Genomic DNA, 19,648 nt, shown 5'->3' on the forward strand with positions numbered 1-19,648 from the left:
AGATCAAAAAAGATACATAGATATGTCTGACATTCAGCCAATTGAAAAACTAATTACAACGATATCAACTGGCAAGAAACGACTCTACCAAAGCGCACTTAACAATCTACTATATTATCTCCAAGATGCACTTCAGTGGATTATCCCCGAAGCGAAACAAACAACTCTTCGTGATACTAATTACGAATGGTTTACATCCATGGCGAGCGGGAGTCAGCATGCGAAACAATTGTTTGAACTATATCAGAGCCAAAAAGCGCACTATTTGTCTAAACGGGGGACACCTTCTCCAATATTGATAACACTGATGATCGGTTTTGAGATTGCACCACTCTCTTTAGGCCACATCAGCCAAATATTGAATAATTCAGACTCGATCCGCACAGACATGCCAAGTCTATGTCTTCGTGTACATCATCTAACCCCATCAAAGGATGGAACTCCGGTACCATTTACCCACTATCACTTACCATTGTTAGCTTATCGTCTGTTAAACGATTATTACGCGCAATCAGCCTCTAAATTGAGCACAGTAGATCTTTACCAACTGCTAAAAAATTGGTTAAACACCCATAAACTCCCCGCCATTACCCAATCGACATGGTCACTAAGGTTTCAGCTGAGTTGGTATGTCCGTCACCGCTTACCTCCTATCTTCATCAAAGATCTTGCTATTGCGGAACGCCATGTCAGCTTACCCACTGAATATAAAGCATCTTGTATCAAACAAGATGAGATTTATAAAATTGACTGGGATTTAAAATGGTTTGCACAACTGACACAATCAACCACTAACACCGATTGGCCTCATCGCAATTTAATCTCTTCTCATTATTCGTCAAAAATTAAGCCTACGGCACCGGAGGTTAATCTTAACAATCTATTACCGCGTCTTTTGTATGAATATACCGAACAGCTGCTTACTTCAGGCGGGGTAAAAAAGAACCGTTTAGCATCCAGTACTATCAAAAAATATACCAGCCTTGAAAATGAACTAGGCTCCCATCCGCTGTCGCATGCGGATGCCAGTAACGTAGATGATGCTAATCGATGGGCACAAGCTATCTATGACAGCATCACTGTTGATGCAACACGGCAAACCTTTATATATTTTTTACGTTTTCTGAATGTTCATGAGCTAACAGACGGCATTGATCTGTCTTTATTCTCCTCACCAACTATTCCTCCATCGGTCAGTCCTGGAAGGTTAGATTTGGGTCAATTGGATAAGCTCATAAATACGCTAATCACAAGCAACTCGACAAATCCTTTTCGCAGTTTATTTGCCGTTATTGCAACACTATTAGGTTTCTTTGGCATGCTAAGGCGTGGTGAAGTACTGCGACTACGACGTCGAGATCTTGAGTTTTCTCCGACAACAGGTTTACTGTCATTAACCATAATGAATACGGCCGAAGGGCGGACTAAAAACGGGCAGTCACGTTGTGTTTACACCACTATTCCTCAGTCATATCGCGAACTATTTGAGGTGTTCTTAGAAATCAAAGCAAATGCTGAAAATGATGCACCATTACTTGGTTTTGAAGGTGAAAAATATCATTCAAGACAACTCTATTATCTCTTGCCCATCACACGAGCTCTTAGAATGCATTTCGGCACACACATAAATTTCCATCACTTACGTCACAGTGGTGTCCATCTCCTGATGGTCCAAGCGTTGCATTTTTTTAGTGATACGCCACCTGATTTACGTGGTGAAAGTCCTATTGAGCTGGAAGTTATGTCTAACGAGGCTATTGCTACCCGATTTGACTACTGGTTGGAACAACGAAAGCCTAAAGACGTTAACGTAGGTATTCTCATTGATGAAATCTGTGGCCAAATTGGACATACGCATTATGCCACCACACGATGGTCTTACCTTCACGACATTGATTGGTTACTTCCTATCATCAGCACCGCACACCAAGGTTTTATCAAGAGACACTATACTCATGCTGAGTTGTGTTACTTATTTAATTTATCACCCAAATCGAATGATCTATCAAGACGACTTAAAGCATTAAGCTCTGACTACGCTCAAAAATCTCTGGGCGAAAAACGGAATCAACTAATAACGTTGACCGATACTGAACTCCGAGTCGAGATCCTAAAAAAATCAGCAAAGATAATATCGTCGACCCCTTTCAAGCATTATATCAATTGGAAAAACTCGATTAACACCAGCAGAGAAACCATACTCGGGTTTCTATTTCAATCGATGCTCGACCAAAAAACTCTGGATTTTACCGAGCTCAGTCAAATTTGGAGCCTTGGATGTCAACATGACTTTCATCCCATAAACAAAACACAACAAACGGCGCTACGCAATCTGCCAAAGATTTGCTTATCCGATCAAAAGGATTGTCTTCAGTTCAATATTGCGTGCAATTCGAAGAATGCTGACAATTTTAGAAATGCGTTTAGACACAAACAGTGGGAATGGCTCAATGTTGACTTTGTGCTAAATGCTAATAATAAACTCGACCATACCCGTCAAATGTTGATAATCAAAAATAATTACCTCGAGAATAAAGAAAACGTGGATATCAAAAAGCACCCAAAGGGTGAAACATCACTCACAATTAAATTAACGCCAAAATATCCACTGTCAAAGCAAACACTTAATTTTATTTTACAATTTGTCAATTCACTTCAGTCCATTAAGGATATCGCTTCATGAAGATCATTATTCCAGCGAATAAACGTGCCTTATTAGACGCAGTATTAAAGCGAATCAATACGAAATACCAGAATAATGCCGTCACTGTCATTATTAACAAAATCAACGGTACGATCCAGTTCATCTCTGGTCAATTCCCCTTATGTAGTGAATGCAGTTTTCCCATCAGTCAACATCTTAGCGAACTGAAAGATGTCAAACTTTCTATAGATGGCAGTTTTGCAAAACAAATAACTCATTATTTTTCGGAAGGCCAAGATATCGAACTGAAGTTTAAAAACATAGGTTCAGATCCAGTGTTCGTTGAACTTGTCGACACTACATCTATTGCTAATGATCTGGCTATTCGTAGCTGTAAATGCCAAACCGCGCAAGATATGCACATTACTTACGTCACTGATCCCCACAACCCACCTTGTATGACAGTCACCAAAACTGATGTGGAACAAATTGTTAATGCGGCAGCAAAGAACCTACCATTTGAGTTCATTGAATTTAATAAAGAAAAGAAATACATAAGAATACAAAGACAAGACACTGTCGAAGACAAACTATTGCCAGAAGAAATAACACTGCCAGGCACCTTAGTTTTTACCGCTACAATTAAGGAGCAAGTGGAGCAACTCTGCCAAATCACAAGTAGTAACCAGATTGAGATTACTCAAGAAAATGAAAATATGATTTTTAAGACACCAGAGTACTCATTAACCTGCTCACTAGCTGGTGTCCAAGAGTTCTACCGAAAAACGCCAGTCACATCCAAGATCATCAAATCTGTAGCTTTAAACTTATTCACCCTTAAAGAAGAACTCAAGCATTGCGTCGATTTATATCCACAGATCAAAACACACAATACTGTCTTATTCTATTTGAATGAGGATAACGCCGCTATTGTGGTACTGACAGATTATTACGAGTTTATACATCCTATGTATGTGTTCAAAGTAATCAATGAAGAAAAAGATTCTGGCTCATTGTTTACTTTCTCTCCGCGTGATTTTAAGGACATTCAAATTGAGAATTCGAATGAACCTCAAAAATCACGACTAGAAATATTAAAAGACTCTCACGGTAAACTGAGCCTAAGGATTTGCTGTTGGTTCAAAAAAACTCATCGTTATTACACCCTTGCTATCGAAAATGATGAACGGGAACTAGATAAAGTGAAGACTATGCTTAACGATATCAAACAAAAACAAGTACAAAAAAAATTACAAAAACAAGCAAATACAACGTCTCAAGCGCAAAAACGACAAGGCGAGCTCTTTGATTTTGGAATTTAAAACTACCTTACTTACAAATTACCCCGTCGAGATTGGCCTAGGTCAACACTAAGTTTATTAAAGGAGCAGACTATCAAAATAAACGAAATACTGGACAAATACACAGTGGTCACTATAGTGATAGGTAGTAGTTAACCAATAGTGCAGTGTTGTGGAGTATTGGTATTTAAGTAAGACGAATAGAAACTAGCAGAAAGAGGAAGTAGTGAGAAAAGCTAAACAGGTTAACTTACGCGATTAACAAGCGCTTGGTAACCACTAGGATGACAAAAAAAGCAGTTGGGGCAGAGTGGCGGCAACCACCCTACCCCGTACCGGCTGCGACGACTATTAACCCAACCCAGCCGATGAGAAATTCTAACGAATTCCATTGGTAAGGGACAGATCTATTTAATGCCCTGCAATCAATGGAGGCCGCTATGGCTCATATTCGTGTCCGTCCCAATGGACGTATTCAGTTTGACTTACACCTCTATGGCTGCCGTTTTCGTGAAGGCACCAAAATGATAGCCACACCTAAAAACCTAGCGAGCGCCAAAGCCACGCTAAAACAAATGAATGCTGAAATTGATTTAGGCAGCTTTCAATATCGAGATTATTTCCCGAAAAGTAAGAAAGTCGCCAAGTTTGAACAACTGCAGCGAGACAAATACCCCGACCGCCAATATCCATTTTTTGATACTTTTGCTAATCAATGGTTTGAGCGGCAAAAATCTAAATGGAAAAATAGTTACCGTGATACCGTGCGTCTGACACTTGATAAATACTTAATCCCGAATTTCGGTAATACCTTGGTCAATGAACTGACGCTCACACACGTTGATTTTTTCCGGCAAGGATTAGTCGAGGGGGAGAAAAGTGATGGCACGCGGCTGCTATCCAATCGACGTATCAACAATATTCTATGGCCGTTGGTCGCGATTGTGAGTCTAGCTGCAGAAGAGTGTAAGTTTGAATATCCATTGCGGCGCTACCGCTCGCTCAAAGAAGAAAAAGCGGAATCGCACCCAATGACGATTAATGAGGTACGTCAATTTCTATTGCACGTTCCCAAAGAGTGGAAGGATTATTTTATTGTCCGCTTTTGGACTGGGATGAGAAGCTGTGAAGTGCATGGATTAGAATGGCAACATATTGATTTTGACCACAGACTCATTCGTATAAGACAAAATTGGGTCAATGGCGAAACCTGCGATGTTAAAACACCAAAATCACGGCGTGAACTTAAGATGTGTGATACCGTCTTTGCGGCTTTTAAGCGGATGAAAGATGCAGGACTAGCAGAGTCGAATTTCGTGTTTAATGGCCCCTCTGGCACGCCTTTAGAAACCCACTTTGTCAGTAGGAAACTATGGTATCCAACCCTTAGAAAGGCAAAGTTAGCATTAAGACGTCCCTATGAGACACGCCATACTGCGGCGGTATTGCATATTGCCGCGCATGAAAACCCGCTATATGTGTCACAAATGCTAGGCCACAGTGATACTCGGCTACTGTTTGAGGTATATGCGCCTTATGTCGCCAATGCTTCTAGGACTGATGGTCAGGCGTTTGATTCATTGATGCAAAGTGAAGGATTGGCCTAATAAGCTAATTACGTAAGTAAATCTGTAACGCTGTTGTTAATCAGGAACAAAAACCTAAAAAAAAGCCCGATAGAAGCTATCGGGCTTTTGAGTGAAGTAACTACTTATCAAGCAATCTAAGAATGTAACTGTTGGTTCTTAATCCATCATTTAGCTTAAGATTGCAGACATCAAGCATAGTTAAATCATTGGCGTTATTGGCGTTATTGGGTTACCAGGTTTACACCTGTACTAACTTAGCCACAGCAGTTTTAAAGTCTTCTGCAAATTGTGGATGACGCAGACCATACTCAACAAACGCCGTCATATAACCAAGCTTGTCGCCACAATCATGAGATTTACCAGTCATATGGAAAGCTTCAACTGTTTCGCTCGCAATCAACATATCAATTGCATCTGTCAGTTGGATTTCATCGCCAGCACCTAAAGGTGTTTTTTCTAGCAAAGGCCAAATACTTTCAGATAATACATAGCGACCAACTACGGCTAGATTAGATGGCGCTTCATCAACCTTAGGTTTTTCAACCATGCGATGAATTTTTACTGACTCGCCACCACATAAGCCTTCGCCTTGGCAATCAGCGATACCGTATTTATTGACGTCTTGTGGAGCAACTGGTGCCACCATAATTTGACTAGCATTGGTACGCTTAAATCTTGCCAGCATTGCCGCTAAGTTTTCACTTGACTGGTTGGCTGTGTATTCATCTAAAATCACATCGGGTAACACGACGGCAAATGGCTCATTACCAATCACAGGGCGGGCACACAAAACCGCATGTCCTAACCCCTTAGCCTCACCTTGACGAACATGAATAACGGTGACGCCTTTAGGGCAAATATTTTGTACTGCATCAAGTAACTGACGCTTAACCCGCTTTTCCAACTGCGCTTCTAATTCATAAGAAGTATCAAAGTGGTTTTCAATCGAATTTTTACTGGCATGAGTTACCAATACTATTTCTTTGATCCCTGCTCGTGCACATTCATCCACTATGTATTGAATTAATGGCTTATCAACTAAAGGTAACATTTCTTTAGGTATAGCTTTGGTGGCAGGCAACATACGAGTACCAAGACCTGCAACGGGAATAACTACTTTCATTTTATATCCATTAAAATCAAAATTAACCAATGATATTGATTGACTAAGAAACCAAATTAACTACTTTAGCTATGGTTTTTTCATAGTTAAGTTTCTGTTTCCATACAAGGTCGCAGATTCCATCGGTGGGATTAAAGCCTGTAGGTGCTGCAAGTAAGATCTCACGGATTTGCTCGTGATCAAATTCATGACAAGCTGTATCAAGTTTACTTAAAATGCGTTCAAGATCAGCCCAAACTAAAAATGATTCATTAGCTGTCATGATACGTTCATGCTCTGTACCTGTGACATCATCACCGATGAGTAACTCTTCATACAGTTTTTCACCTGGTCGTAAGCCACTAAACTGGATTTCAATATCTCCCTCAGGAAAATCACTGTCACGTACAGAAAAGCCGCTGAGGCGGATCATCTTAGCGGCTAAATCGACAATCTTTACCGATTTACCCATATCAAGCACAAACACGTCCCCACCTTTGCCCATAGCACCAGCTTGGATAACAAGCTGTGAGGCTTCAGGGATCGTCATAAAGAAACGAGTGATTTCAGGATGAGTGACGGTAACAGGACCAGCATTAGCAATTTGTGCCCGAAATAATGGCACAACCGAGCCCGATGAACCGAGCACATTTCCAAAGCGAACCATACAAAAACGGGTATTAGACTGAGTTTTAGATAAAGCTTGTAATACTAGTTCAGCCATTCGCTTTGTCGTGCCCATGACATTGGTCGGTCTAACTGCTTTATCGGTAGAAATTAATACAAATGTTTCGACTTTAGCTGCGATGGCTGATTTAGCAGTATATAAAGTACCAAATATATTGTTACGTACCCCTTCAACGACATTATGCTCAACTAAAGGTACGTGTTTATACGCTGCGGCATGATAAACGGTTTGCACCTTAAAGGCTTTCATGACTGCCAACACTCGATGCTCACGCTGTACTGAGCCCAACATAGGAAATATTTCAACGTTAAGCCCTAAATCACGGGCCGTCGCAATAAGTTCCCGCTCAATGGAGTACAAAGCAAACTCTGATAGTTCAAACAACACTAATTTTTTAGGTGATTGTTTTAAAATCTGCCTACATAACTCAGAGCCAATAGAGCCCCCAGCGCCAGTTACCATCACCACTTTATCGGTAATATTGGCAGCTAACAAATCTTGTCTTGGGACTACGCTATCACGCCCCAGAAGATCTTCAATATCAACTTCTTTGACATCACTAAATAACTTATCGCCACTAACGAGATCAGCCATTGCAGGTAACGTCATAACTTTAACCATTAGTGGCTCAAGCTGATTAATAATATCTTGTCTGCGTGATCGCGATGCACTCGGGATAGCTAACAAGACACGAGATGCTGCTTTTTGCTTAATTAGTCTACATAACTCTTGTGGGGCATGGACATGCAGGCCTTGAATAACCGTTTTTTGCAAGTTTTCATCATCATCAACGAAAGCAATAGGATGATACTCATGACTTTGAGCCAGTGCGTTAGCTGTTTGACGGCCACTTACGCCAGCGCCATAAATTATCACTGGCTCTCCCTGACGGTTCATCCCTTCAACGACTAATGAACGCATAATAATTCTGGGGCCACCAACTAAAACCAAGGCGAAAGCAGCATAAATAATTGGTACCGTACGAGGTAAGTCAATGTTTCCATAATAAGCAAACAGAACTAATGCTATCGTTGAAATTCCAACCCCAGTAAGAATAGCCAAGAAAGCTTGCGAGCCCATGTAACGTAGCACAGCACGATAAAGGCCAACTCTTATAAAGGCTGCAATGCTCACTGGAATGGTTAACGCAATAAGTACCCAATATTGAACATGGACTAATACATCGAATGAGTCGACTCGTACCACTAGAGCGAAAACAAAAGCAAGCACTAAGAACGCTGAATCAATGACGACACTAACTGCGCGCTTTTGGGACCGTGTTAACGAAAATAAGAACTGCAAACATTCCATCACTTACTCCAAAGACAATTCACGAGCATTTAACCAACTAGGCGACCTAAATCTCATCACTCCGCGATAAGGATTTAAGTTACAACACTACTGCACAGCCTGATAGTTTAACACCCATGCATATTATTCATTTCTAAAAAAATTCAAATTTTGCGTTAGCAGAGTAAAATTATGTAATTACAAATTACACTAGAATAGGATATATCCCGTTATCCCAACAAGATGGCCTCCTATTACGCAGCTTAACACATACGCCCATGACCACCTTGAAAACATAGAGTACGACAACTGAAGGCTATCAAGATTCAAGAGGAGTGAACACATACTGACAGTCACGTAACTCACCAGACGCAATGCTATCATCCACGCTTGCTAAACAAAGAGATCCACACTAGAACTTTACAGTCACACTCGACAAATACGCGCGATATTATGCTTAATAAAGTTCAGAAAGCGTGCTGCACAAAAAAACAGCGAGACAGATTTTTTTGCCATTTCGGAAATTTGAGACATAAACGAAAAAACGCTAAGCGTTGCAAAACAAACGCCTAGCGTCACACTTCGAATAGATAAGCTTAAAGGGGCTACTTTTGAGCAGACTGAAGCACTGAACGAATAACATCACAGCTTTTTTGCATTTCTGGTGCAGTTAATGTGGGATGAACAAGGAACATTAAACTGGTTTCACCGAGCTGCACAGCATTGGGTAAGCGCTCAGCAGGGCGCCACGGCGTGTTATCAAATGCTTTTTCAAGATAAATTTCTGAACAACTGCCTTGATAAGCTGGCACGCCCGTTGCGTTGATTTCCTCAACGATGCGATCACGGCTCCAACCTTCTTTAAGTTGGTCAGGGTTGACGAATAGATAATGCTTGTACTCTGCGTGTTCTATATAATCCGCGACTTCCACACAACGCACAATGGCTAAATCCACTACCGTTTGATCAATCAGTTTACCATTATGTTGTCGTTTTGCAGTCCACTCAGACATACGCTTAAGCTGTATACGGCCTAACACACCTTGAAGCTCTGTCATACGCCAATTAGTACCAAAGCTTTCATGCAGCCATCGAAAACCACTGGGATAATGACGGTTATAAATAGCATCATAACTTTTACCATGATCTTTATAGGACCACATGCTAGACCACAGGTCATGATCATTAGTGGTAACTAAGCCACCTTCGCCACCAGTAGTCATAATTTTATCTTGGCAAAAAGACCAAGCCCCGATATGCCCAATAGTACCAACACTGCGGCCTTTGTATTTGGCACCATGTGCTTGTGCGCAGTCTTCAATAACATAAAAACCACGCTCATTGGCCAATGACATAATTGCATCCATTTCCGCCGGCATACCAGCAAGATGCACAACTATCACAGCTTTAGTTTTTTTTGTGATAACTTTGGAGATAGTTTCAGCCGTGATGTTCTGACTATTAAGATCAACATCTGCAAACACTGGATTAGCACCTGCTGTAACGATTGATGAAGCAGAGGCTAAAAATGTACGCGGAGTAGTGATAACTTCATCACCAGTACCGATATTAAGGGCTTTTAACGCAACATCAAGTGCAAGTGTGCCATTACCCAAAGCGATGGCATATTCACAATTGACCCAAGCGGCAAACTCTTTTTCAAATTCCCGGCACTCGTTACCAGTCCAGTAATTAACTTTATTTGACAGCAGTACGCGACTAACTGCATCGGCCTCTTCTTGAGTAAAACTCGGCCACGGAGAAAAAGGTGTATTTAGCACAATTATAATTCCTTACGGTTGATTGGCTTAGCAGGAATACCAATAACCGTCTGATTATTTAATACATCATTAATTACTGTTGCTCCTGCTGCAACAATAGAGTTTGAACCAATTCGTATAAGCTGTTTAATTTGGCTGCCAATACCAATCCAACAACATTCTGCAACTTGAACAGCACCAGCTAAATGTGCACCAGGACTAATGTGAACACCATCAGCGATCATGCAATCATGATCGACTGAAGCAACAGTATTAATAATACATCCCTTACCAATGTAACTGAATGAATTAACGACTGCACCAGCCATCACAACCGTGCCATCACCAAGTTGAGCGTAATTGCTTACTACTGCACTAGGGTGAACTAAAGGCAAACAACAAGCTCCGTGCTCAAAGAGAAGTCTATACTTTTTTAACCGAGTAGCATTGTCACCAATGGCAACTACTATATTTGTATAATCATGAATTCGCTTTATGAGGATATCGCTATTACCATATACGGGCCAATGCTCTATCCGAGCTAACTCTGGCCATCTGTCATCGTAAAAATGAATTTCAGTGAAACCATTGAGCTCAGCAATTTCGGCAATCACTTTGCCATGGCCACTAGCACCAAGAATAGCGCATGATCCAGATGAGGAATTACTCATCTCCATTGCCTTGCTGCGTTTGCCCTGTGAAAGGCTCAATTGTCACATGACCTTCAGCAGAGATTCCTTCTTTGATAAAGACTTTTTTGACTGTTGACAGCAAAATCTTAATATCTAGGAGGAAAGTTCTGTTATCTACATACCAGACATCAAGCTTAAACTTCTCTTCCCAACTAATGGCATTTCGACCATTAATTTGCGCCCAGCCAGTAACGCCTGGGCGAACTTCATGGCGACGTTCTTGCTCATCACTGTAAAGTGGCAAATATTGCATCAATAATGGACGTGGACCAACTAAGCTCATTTCACCTTTAACAACATTCCAAAGCTCCGGTAACTCATCTAAGCTTGAATTTCTCAATTTATTACCGAATGAAGTCATCCGTTCTGTATCTGGCAATGGATTGCCATCAATATCCAACACATCTTTCATTGTACGAAACTTAATCATATTGAAAGGTTTTCCATTTTTTCCAGGACGTGTTTGCCGGAAAATCACAGGGGAGCCGAGATTCTCTTTAATTTTCCAAGCAACAAATAAAATAATTGGAGACAGTAAAAAAAGTGCTAAAATTGATAATATTAAATCAAATATCCGTTTCATTTTATATCCTCGAATACAGAAATAAACTTATTAACTCCTCGTTCAAGAGATAAATGGTCATGATAAAAATTACTAGCATTTAGAGCCATTTGATATCTTTCCTCAATGCTCAAGTCAGTTAATTGATGAATAGCTAAAGCTAAAGATTCAGATGAGTTCGCTTTACAGCAAACACCAGCTTGAGCCATTTGAATTAATTGACTAGCGTCACCATCAACCCCCATTACGATGGGTTTACCAACAGCTAAGTAAGCTTGCGTACGAGATGGTATCGTAATTGAAAATAATGGGTCATCTGTCAAATGAACTAATAGAATATCTGCAGCATTTAAAATTCCCCCAACCTCTTGCATCGGAACTCGCGGCAAAAAGAACATATTATCAAGCTGCAATTCATCAACTTTTTTCTGTGCTGATAATTTTGCAACTCCATCACCAACTAATACTATATTAACAGGAGTATTTCGCTCACTGAGCAATTTGGCGGCATCCACAATCGCAGGTAATCCCTGAGCAAAACCAAGATTACCTGCAAAAACAACGTTTAATTTATTGTTTAATGGCAAAGAAACTTTTGTTTCAGTTGAGTTTGCTAAAGCAACTTCATCACACCAATTATAAATAACTTCAATTTTGGATTCTGGAATACCTTTAGCAATCAATTTATTCTTAAAACCTGGCGACAACACAACTATTTTTGCAGCACGTTTATATACAAAATTACAAACGACATCTACAACTGAAAGCGCTTTTTTGTTGGAAAGCATCCTTGTCGCAGCAAGTGTTTCTGGCCATAAATCCTGGATGTCAGTAATAAAAGGGACACACCTGAACATGCCGATAAACAATGCAGATAAAGATGTGGTTAGTGGGGGGTGATAACTATAAATTACATCAGGCCTATTAGCTTTTAATAAACCACAAATTAACGAACTGCAAGCAAAGGAAATATAATTAAAAACTCTTTTTATCGCGGAACTATTGTGACTCGGGTACAAAGGTACTCTATGAACAACTACATCATTGATAACATCTTTCTTATATAATGAAATTTTATAACCGTCATATACTTTACCGCCTGGATAATTAGGAAAGCCGGTAATGACCTCTACTTGATGTCCCTTTTTTACCAATTCTTGAGCAAAAAGAAGTCCTTTAAACGTTGGTTCTGGATCAAACCATTGCGTGACAATTAAAATTTTCAAAATATTTTCAACTTGTAAGTTATACGATAGTCTGTATAAGGAGGTAATTACTCCTTATACAAGTAATAATTAATACTGTTTCCAAACAGTACGCATAACATAATCACGATAGCTATGAATTATGCGTACAACTTTAACAGAAACATTAGGCATGCTGTAATCTGCAACCAAACGTAAATCACGTAATTCACCACGACTTTGAGTATCTAAAATAGATAAAGCTTGAATCACTCTTTCGACGTCTAAACCAACCATCATTACTGAAGCTTCTTCCATACCCTCTGGTCGTTCATGCGCCTCACGTAAATTAACAGCTGGGAAATTCATAATAGATGATTCTTCATTAATAGTACCACTATCAGAAAGTACTGCCTTTGCATTTTTCTGTAGATGATTGTAATCATGAAAACCTAGAGGTTTTAATAATTGAATATTAGGGTGAAACTCTATCCCCTGTGCCTCTATTCGGTTACGGGTACGTGGGTGAGTAGAAACAATAACAGGTAAATTATAAAGCTCTGCAACAGTATTTAAAGTTTCTGCTAACTTAGTTAACTGCTTAGGAGAATCAACGTTTTCTTCACGGTGAGCACTTACAACAAAGAATTGCCCTTTCTGTAATCTCAAGCGCGAAAGTACATCTGAACCATCAATTTGCGGCATATAATGATTGAGCACTTCAAACATTGGGCTCCCTGTTTTAATCACACGATCAGCCGGTAAACCTTCAGCCAATAGATAATCACGAGCAATCGTACTATAGGTTAAATTAATATCTGCGGTGTGATCTACAATACGACGATTAGTCTCTTCGGGCACACGTTGATCGAAGCAACGGTTACCCGCTTCCATATGGAAAATAGGCACTTTACGTCGCTTAGCTGGAATTGCTGACAAACAAGAATTAGTGTCACCGAGCACTAACATAGCTTCAGGCTGTACTTCTTCTAATACTTGGTCGACTTTAATTATCACTTGACCAATAGTTTCTGCTGCATTTTTACCCGCAGCATTCAAAAAATAATCTGGCTTTCGTACACCTAAATCATTAAAAAAAACTTCATTAAGTTCGAAGTCATAATTTTGACCAGTGTGCACCAAAATATGTTCGCAGTGTTCATCTAATTCAGAAAGTACACGGGATAAACGGATAATCTCTGGACGGGTACCAACAACAGACATGACTTTTAATTTTTTCATTCTACTTACTCAAAATCATTATAAAGGACAAGCAAAAGTATCTGGTGCTTCACGATCAAAAATTTCGTTAGCCCACAGCAAGACAATCATTTCTTCATCACCAGTATTGGTAATATCATGTGACCAACCAGGAACAGTCTCAACAATACGAGGAAAGCTACTATCTGTTTCTAATTCATAACGCTCACCAGTAGCTATATGTTCAAACTTAAATAATGCTTTTCCCTTTACAACAAGAAACTTCTCGTTTTTTGTATGATGGTAATGACCACCACGGGTAATACCAGGATAAGCAGTAAAGAAAGAAAACTGTCCAGCGTCTTTAGTTTTTAGCATTTCACTAAAAACCCCACGCTCATCTCCATAACTTGGAATTGAATAACTAAATTGTGCAGGAGATAAATAGCTAAGATAAGTAGAATAAAGCGCTCTAGAAAGTCCAGCCCCAACATTTTCAGTGATTAAATTATCACGACTATGTTTGAATGATCTTAATAATGTAGCAACGTCCCCTACTGTAGTATGATATTCTGGTTTAACACTCTTAAAGCCAATGCTTTTGGAACCATCTAAGAGCGATATCAAACCATGACATACGTCGTCGATATAAACTAGATTCACGGGGGCCAATGGATCATTGATAGTGACATCTAAATCATTAATAATATTGTGACAAAAAGTTGCTACAAAGGAGTTATAATTAGGACGACACCATTTACCAAAGACATTAGGAAAACGATAAATATAATATGGAGAGTTAGTGCTTTTGCCATATTCCTCAACAGATATTTCTGCCAAACTCTTGCTACGCCCATACGGATTGTCTAGCTCTGCTTGAATCGAAGAACTAATTACTAATGGTACTGATTTTCCAGACATTTCTAACTGGTTTGTAATGAAAGTTGTTAGATCAGTATTTCCTTCAAGGAATTCAGCATCATTATCAGGGCGATTAACACCAGCTAAGTGATAAACAAAATCTGCATCGAGGAGTAATTTGGCAAGAACATCAAGAGATGTCTCGCGATCTATTTCAACAACATCATTATAACCATTCTCATTTAGCATTAAACACAAGTTTTTGCCAATAAAACCTTTGGCGCCAGTAACAATAATTCTCATTTAGACACCCTCTGGAACAACTAGACTGCCAGCCTCAATATCTGCAATAAAATCCAACTTATGAAGCAACTTGACCATACCATCTACATCTAAACGCTCGGTATTGTGTGAATTGTAATCTTCAATAACGGATAGATCTTGTTCACCTTCTTCATGGAACTTAGAGTAATTTAGGTCGCGGTTGTCTGACGGAATACGGTAATAACCGCCTTGATCTTCAGCAACAAACATCTCCTCACGGCTACACAAAGCCTCATAAAGTTTCTCACCATGACGAGTACCAATAACATTCACTTGATGATCAGGCTTGGCGGTTATTTTAAGTAAAGCTTTTACAAGTACATCGATTGTAGCAGCAGGAGCTTTCTGAACAAAAATATCACCATTCGATCCATGTTCAAAGGCGTGTAGGACAAGGTCTACTGCATCATCTAAAGTCATCATAAAACGAGTCATATTAGGATCTGTAACAGTAATTGCTTGATCGTTAATAATTTGACGTAAAAATAATGGAATAACGGAACCACGAGATGCCATTACATTCCCGTAACGGGTTGCACTAATCACTGTTTTGGCTGGATCTAAATTGCGTGATTTAGCGACAATCACCTTTTCCATCATAGCCTTAGATATACCCATGGCATTGATGGGATAAACAGCTTTATCTGTACTTAAGCATACAATTCGCTTAACTTCATTTTGAATCGCTGCCTCAAGTACATTTTCAGTGCCAATGACATTAGTCTTAACCGCTTCCATCGGATAAAACTCACAACTTGGAACCTGCTTTAATGCTGCTGCATGATAAATGAAATCAACACCACGACTAGCATTTAATATACTGTTATAATCTCTTACGTCGCCTATATAAAACTTAATCTTAGGATGATTATATTTCTTACGCATATCATCTTGTTTTTTCTCATCGCGAGAAAAAATACGAATTTCTTTAATATCAGTATTTAAAAAACGATTAAGAACAGCATTACCAAATGAACCAGTACCACCAGTAATTAAAAGTACTTTATTATTAAACATTCAATTATCACCTTTGTAATTGCAAAATAAACGTAAATGTCCATCATCTATAAGATTACTATCTATAAATTCATTTTGTCTAAATTTGACACTATATAAATATAATGATGGAAAAATCGACATGATTTTCAATACTACTAGCTTTAAAGATACCTTAATCACTTCCTTTCTAATGACGCCATTACGAATACTTTTAAAGAGTTTAGTTTGTGTTTTTATCACCGACAATCTTGACTTCACGGCATCAATTGTCTTAAATATGTTAACTTCCCTATCTTCAAAATATATAAATAGATATTCTTTACAATAGAAACCTTTATATTTTGTTTGTAAAAAAAGCATTATATTTAAGTCTTCACCTGTTCGCATTGAAACAGGATAATTTAAATCATCAGAAATAGATTTATTAAAGGCCAGTGTAGCATGAACAAATTCAGCATCTAACTTATTTATACCAATAGAAAAATGTCTAGCGCCCTTTAATTTAAATCTCATATCTGAAATCAACGCATAAGAACAAAAAAAATCATAGCCACTTTTGAAAGCATTTGCAATTTTATCAAGTCTAGTTTCATGGTACAAATCGTCAACATCCCAAACTACTATATAATTGGTAGAAGCATTTTCAATACCAAAATTTCTAGCAAAACCTCTGCCCATATTATCAGTATACGTAAAAAACCTTACCCTACTATCGAAACTGGAAATTTCCCGAATTATATTAGCGGTATTGTCAGTAGAACCATCATCTACAAAAATCCATTCCCAATCATCATGTGTCTGACTGAGTAAATTTAAGTACGAACGCTTAACATAACTGTCACACTGATAAGATGGTGTCAATATTGACAGTTTCATAGTTTAATACCACCTAGTTTATTTAATTTATAAAGGCCAAAAGTAATCAATACTAAATAGTTAGTCATCGCATTAGAAGTCAATCCGACTCCTTTAAAATAAAAAACAAAAAGAGAAGAAATCAAGCAAAATAATACCAAACTACCAAACTTTCTACTAATATAAGAAAACGTTCTAAAATGTAGCGTAAAGAACAGAACAAAAACAAGCAAAACATTAAACAAGCCCATAAGAAATATATCATTAACATAACCAATATCGCTATTTAGTAAAGACATAGCATTCTTATTGTCGAATACATCCATACCGGTGCCAAACCAAAAACTAAATCGATCATTTGGAAAAAAATGCATATTCTCTAAAACCTGAAATGTTCCAACTTTATTTCCATTAATAAGAGAGAAAACCTCATCAACCATATCAAGCAGACGCCCAAATGCCTTTTCATCATAAAAATCAGTATAACTGAAAATAAGGAATATTGTGGCAGCAAAAAAACCACCAACAGCTAATCTAAATACAGAAATCAAATTAAATATAAATAAAAATACGATTAACAATAATAGAAATAATGGTGGAAAAAGACCAACTCTAGCATTAATTACTGCACCGATAGCGAACAGCAATCCTAATAAAAAAAATTTTTTAGAGAAATTTTGAGATTTAAGAGAAATGGATATGCACAGCATGGAAAAAATTCCTAATACCATACCAAGATCAGATGTATAGCCAGAAGCAAGACCAAAAGAACGCATCCCTCCATGAGAATTTGAAATTGAAATCAGTAAATCTGCATCACGACTTGTCTGTAGAATTAAATCTCGAACTCCAGGTACGGTTATAGAAATTATGACTATCAAAATTTGCAGTAAGCTTATATTAAGCAAAAAACGTAAAAAATATCTTTCATTAAAATCAACATTATCACTTATAACACTCACAATAAAAAAAGCACAAACTGGAGTTTCTATGAATAAAATAAAATATACATAAATCTTGTAAGCATTGACATCATTCCCTATAAAGTGATGCATCAAAAAGACAAGCAAAAGATATAAAAATATAAAAACTGAAAGAAGACAATATTTTGATGATAAAAACATCATCATTTTCTTTGGAAATCTAATTAAGTAAATAAGAGCAACAAAAAAAAGTAAATGCAATATATGAAATGGACTAAAATTTGTCGGTGTAAAGATATATAAAAAAGAATATATGTATATTAGAAATATGTATATTGATGATTTCTTAATAGTCATAAATGAGTCAACAGAGTATTTTGTAAAACATCTTTTGAAAAGTGTTCCTTTGCATACTTATATCCTGAGTTTACAAAAAAACAATATGTTTCCTGTGAAGAAACGACATCGTATATAAGCTGTTTATTTACAGAATCAGATGATGAACTATTTAAAAATAATCCAACATGATTGGTACTGATTAACTCCATAGACGCTAATTCTGGAGGTCCAAAAGCTAAAAGACATCTTTTTGACGAGAGACATTCTGATATTTTAGTTGATATGGATAAATATGTTTTTGATTTGTACTTAGGAATGGCACTCTCTACATGAAGTAAAAAATGCGCAGTATTATAAACGCCTTTCATTTCTTTTGCAGACATAAAACCATTAACAATTATGTTAACACCAACAATACTCTTTAATTCTGTCATTAAATCAAGTGATAAGCAGTTAGCGCTACAAATTATAATTTGAAAGTCAAAGGAATCATCCATCAGACCAACAGAACCGATCAACTTGCATAAATCAACTAATGCGCGGTCTCTTCCAAGTGTTAAACCACCTGCATAAATAAACTTGATCTGTGAATCCTGCAAACTAACTTTAGTTAATCGATTGCTATTGAAATCAACTGCATTATTTAAGATGTAGAAATCTCTAGAAAATTCACTTTTATATTTTACTGCCATTTTGTCACTAATACAAAAACAAGATTTCGCATTTAAAACTGATTCCTTCACCTTATTAAAGAATAATTTATTTAATACATTAAACCTTGATGTTCTTGTATTAAATATATAATCATCAGTAAAAAAAATATGTAAAGGGATATTCTTTTTAATTGAAAGCTTTAAGGCAATATCAAATAAGAATCTAGATTCTCCACCTAATACAAAAATGGCAGTGGGCTTAAAGTCATCAATCCATACATTTAATCTTTCTCCATCATAAATTTTCAATGAATAAATAAACTCTCTAATCAAATTTTTTATGGAAGATAACTTTTTAAAATGACGAATAATAGTAGAATGCTTGCCATACACATCTCTAGGCTCATTGGAATTTAAGTTGTATGTTTTCCCTCCAAAATCAAAGTTTAATTTAAAGAAATTTTTTATAATATCTAAATCAGTAATTCTGAAAAATAAATTAAATTTATACGAGTCTGGAATCTCTGTTTGAAAATATAACTGAGCGATTGCATCACTAGGAAAACAATCAAAAATAGAATGTAGAGTTTTGCCATTATTAGCTGTGCTAGAAAGACTATTATGACTAATTATCAAGATTTTTTCTTTGGATAACTTTTTTTCATAACTCATAATTTATGCA

At 37.7% G+C, this 19,648-nt stretch carries 15 protein-coding genes; 3 read left to right on the forward strand and 12 right to left on the reverse strand.

Annotated features, from left to right (window positions below; genetic code table 11):
• Nucleotides 1-22: 22 nt before the first annotated feature.
• The 3 genes from FJQ87_RS13975 (at nucleotide 23) to FJQ87_RS13985 (ending at nucleotide 5,552) form a co-directional block, all read left to right on the forward strand.
• The gene (locus FJQ87_RS13975) at nucleotides 23-2,683 is read left to right on the forward strand and encodes a site-specific integrase (RefSeq protein WP_140933129.1); all 2,661 of its coding nucleotides are present in this window, start codon (nucleotides 23-25) and stop codon (nucleotides 2,681-2,683) included.
• A complete protein-coding gene (locus FJQ87_RS13980; RefSeq protein ID WP_140933130.1) occupies nucleotides 2,680-3,966 on the forward strand; it encodes a hypothetical protein in 1,287 nt (428 codons plus the stop codon). The genes FJQ87_RS13975 and FJQ87_RS13980 overlap by 4 nt, the downstream gene beginning before the upstream one ends.
• Nucleotides 3,967-4,385: 419 nt before the next feature.
• Nucleotides 4,386-5,552, forward strand: a complete 1,167-nt coding sequence (locus tag FJQ87_RS13985) for a DUF3596 domain-containing protein (RefSeq protein ID WP_140933131.1) — start codon at nucleotides 4,386-4,388, stop codon at nucleotides 5,550-5,552.
• A 220-nt stretch (nucleotides 5,553-5,772) separates the two neighbouring features.
• On the opposite strand, the gene galU is transcribed toward FJQ87_RS13985, so the two are convergent.
• The 12 genes from galU to FJQ87_RS14045 all read right to left on the reverse strand — a co-directional run bounded on the left by galU (nucleotide 5,773) and on the right by FJQ87_RS14045 (nucleotide 19,638).
• Nucleotides 5,773-6,657, reverse strand: a complete 885-nt coding sequence (galU, locus tag FJQ87_RS13990; RefSeq protein WP_140933132.1) for a UTP--glucose-1-phosphate uridylyltransferase GalU — start codon at nucleotides 6,655-6,657, stop codon at nucleotides 5,773-5,775.
• 43 nt (nucleotides 6,658-6,700) lie between these two features.
• Complete coding sequence (locus FJQ87_RS13995) at nucleotides 6,701-8,635, reverse strand: nucleoside-diphosphate sugar epimerase/dehydratase (protein WP_140933133.1); 1,935 nt, start codon at nucleotides 8,633-8,635, stop codon at nucleotides 6,701-6,703.
• A 584-nt stretch (nucleotides 8,636-9,219) separates the two neighbouring features.
• Nucleotides 9,220-10,395 (reverse strand): DegT/DnrJ/EryC1/StrS aminotransferase family protein, encoded by a 1,176-nt coding sequence (locus FJQ87_RS14000; protein ID WP_140933134.1) that lies wholly within the window; start codon nucleotides 10,393-10,395, stop codon nucleotides 9,220-9,222.
• A 2-nt stretch (nucleotides 10,396-10,397) separates the two neighbouring features.
• A complete protein-coding gene (locus tag FJQ87_RS14005; RefSeq protein ID WP_140933135.1) occupies nucleotides 10,398-11,045 on the reverse strand; it encodes an acetyltransferase in 648 nt (215 codons plus the stop codon).
• On the reverse strand, nucleotides 11,038-11,649 hold the full coding sequence (locus FJQ87_RS14010) for a sugar transferase (RefSeq protein ID WP_140933136.1): 612 nt from the start codon (nucleotides 11,647-11,649) through the stop codon (nucleotides 11,038-11,040). Before FJQ87_RS14010 ends, FJQ87_RS14005 begins: the two co-directional genes overlap by 8 nt.
• The gene (locus FJQ87_RS14015) at nucleotides 11,646-12,854 is read right to left on the reverse strand and encodes a glycosyltransferase family 4 protein (protein ID WP_140933137.1); all 1,209 of its coding nucleotides are present in this window, start codon (nucleotides 12,852-12,854) and stop codon (nucleotides 11,646-11,648) included. Before FJQ87_RS14015 ends, FJQ87_RS14010 begins: the two co-directional genes overlap by 4 nt.
• Before the next feature lie 69 nt (nucleotides 12,855-12,923).
• Entirely contained in the window at nucleotides 12,924-14,054 is a 1,131-nt protein-coding gene (gene wecB, locus FJQ87_RS14020; protein WP_140933138.1) for a UDP-N-acetylglucosamine 2-epimerase (non-hydrolyzing), read from the reverse strand.
• A gap of 18 nt (nucleotides 14,055-14,072) precedes the next feature.
• Entirely contained in the window at nucleotides 14,073-15,176 is a 1,104-nt protein-coding gene (locus FJQ87_RS14025) for an NAD-dependent epimerase/dehydratase family protein (RefSeq protein ID WP_140933139.1), read from the reverse strand.
• Nucleotides 15,177-16,214 (reverse strand): polysaccharide biosynthesis protein, encoded by a 1,038-nt coding sequence (locus tag FJQ87_RS14030; RefSeq protein ID WP_140933140.1) that lies wholly within the window; start codon nucleotides 16,212-16,214, stop codon nucleotides 15,177-15,179.
• On the reverse strand, nucleotides 16,215-17,072 hold the full coding sequence (locus FJQ87_RS14035; protein WP_140933141.1) for a glycosyltransferase family 2 protein: 858 nt from the start codon (nucleotides 17,070-17,072) through the stop codon (nucleotides 16,215-16,217).
• Entirely contained in the window at nucleotides 17,069-18,181 is a 1,113-nt protein-coding gene (locus FJQ87_RS14040) for a hypothetical protein (RefSeq protein ID WP_140933142.1), read from the reverse strand. Before FJQ87_RS14040 ends, FJQ87_RS14035 begins: the two co-directional genes overlap by 4 nt.
• Before the next feature lie 146 nt (nucleotides 18,182-18,327).
• On the reverse strand, nucleotides 18,328-19,638 hold the full coding sequence (locus FJQ87_RS14045; protein WP_140933143.1) for a glycosyltransferase family 4 protein: 1,311 nt from the start codon (nucleotides 19,636-19,638) through the stop codon (nucleotides 18,328-18,330).
• Between the last annotated feature and the right edge of the window lie 10 nt (nucleotides 19,639-19,648).

It is taken from the genome of Shewanella sp. SNU WT4, from assembly GCF_006494715.1.
Lineage (GTDB): Bacteria > Pseudomonadota > Gammaproteobacteria > Enterobacterales > Shewanellaceae > Shewanella.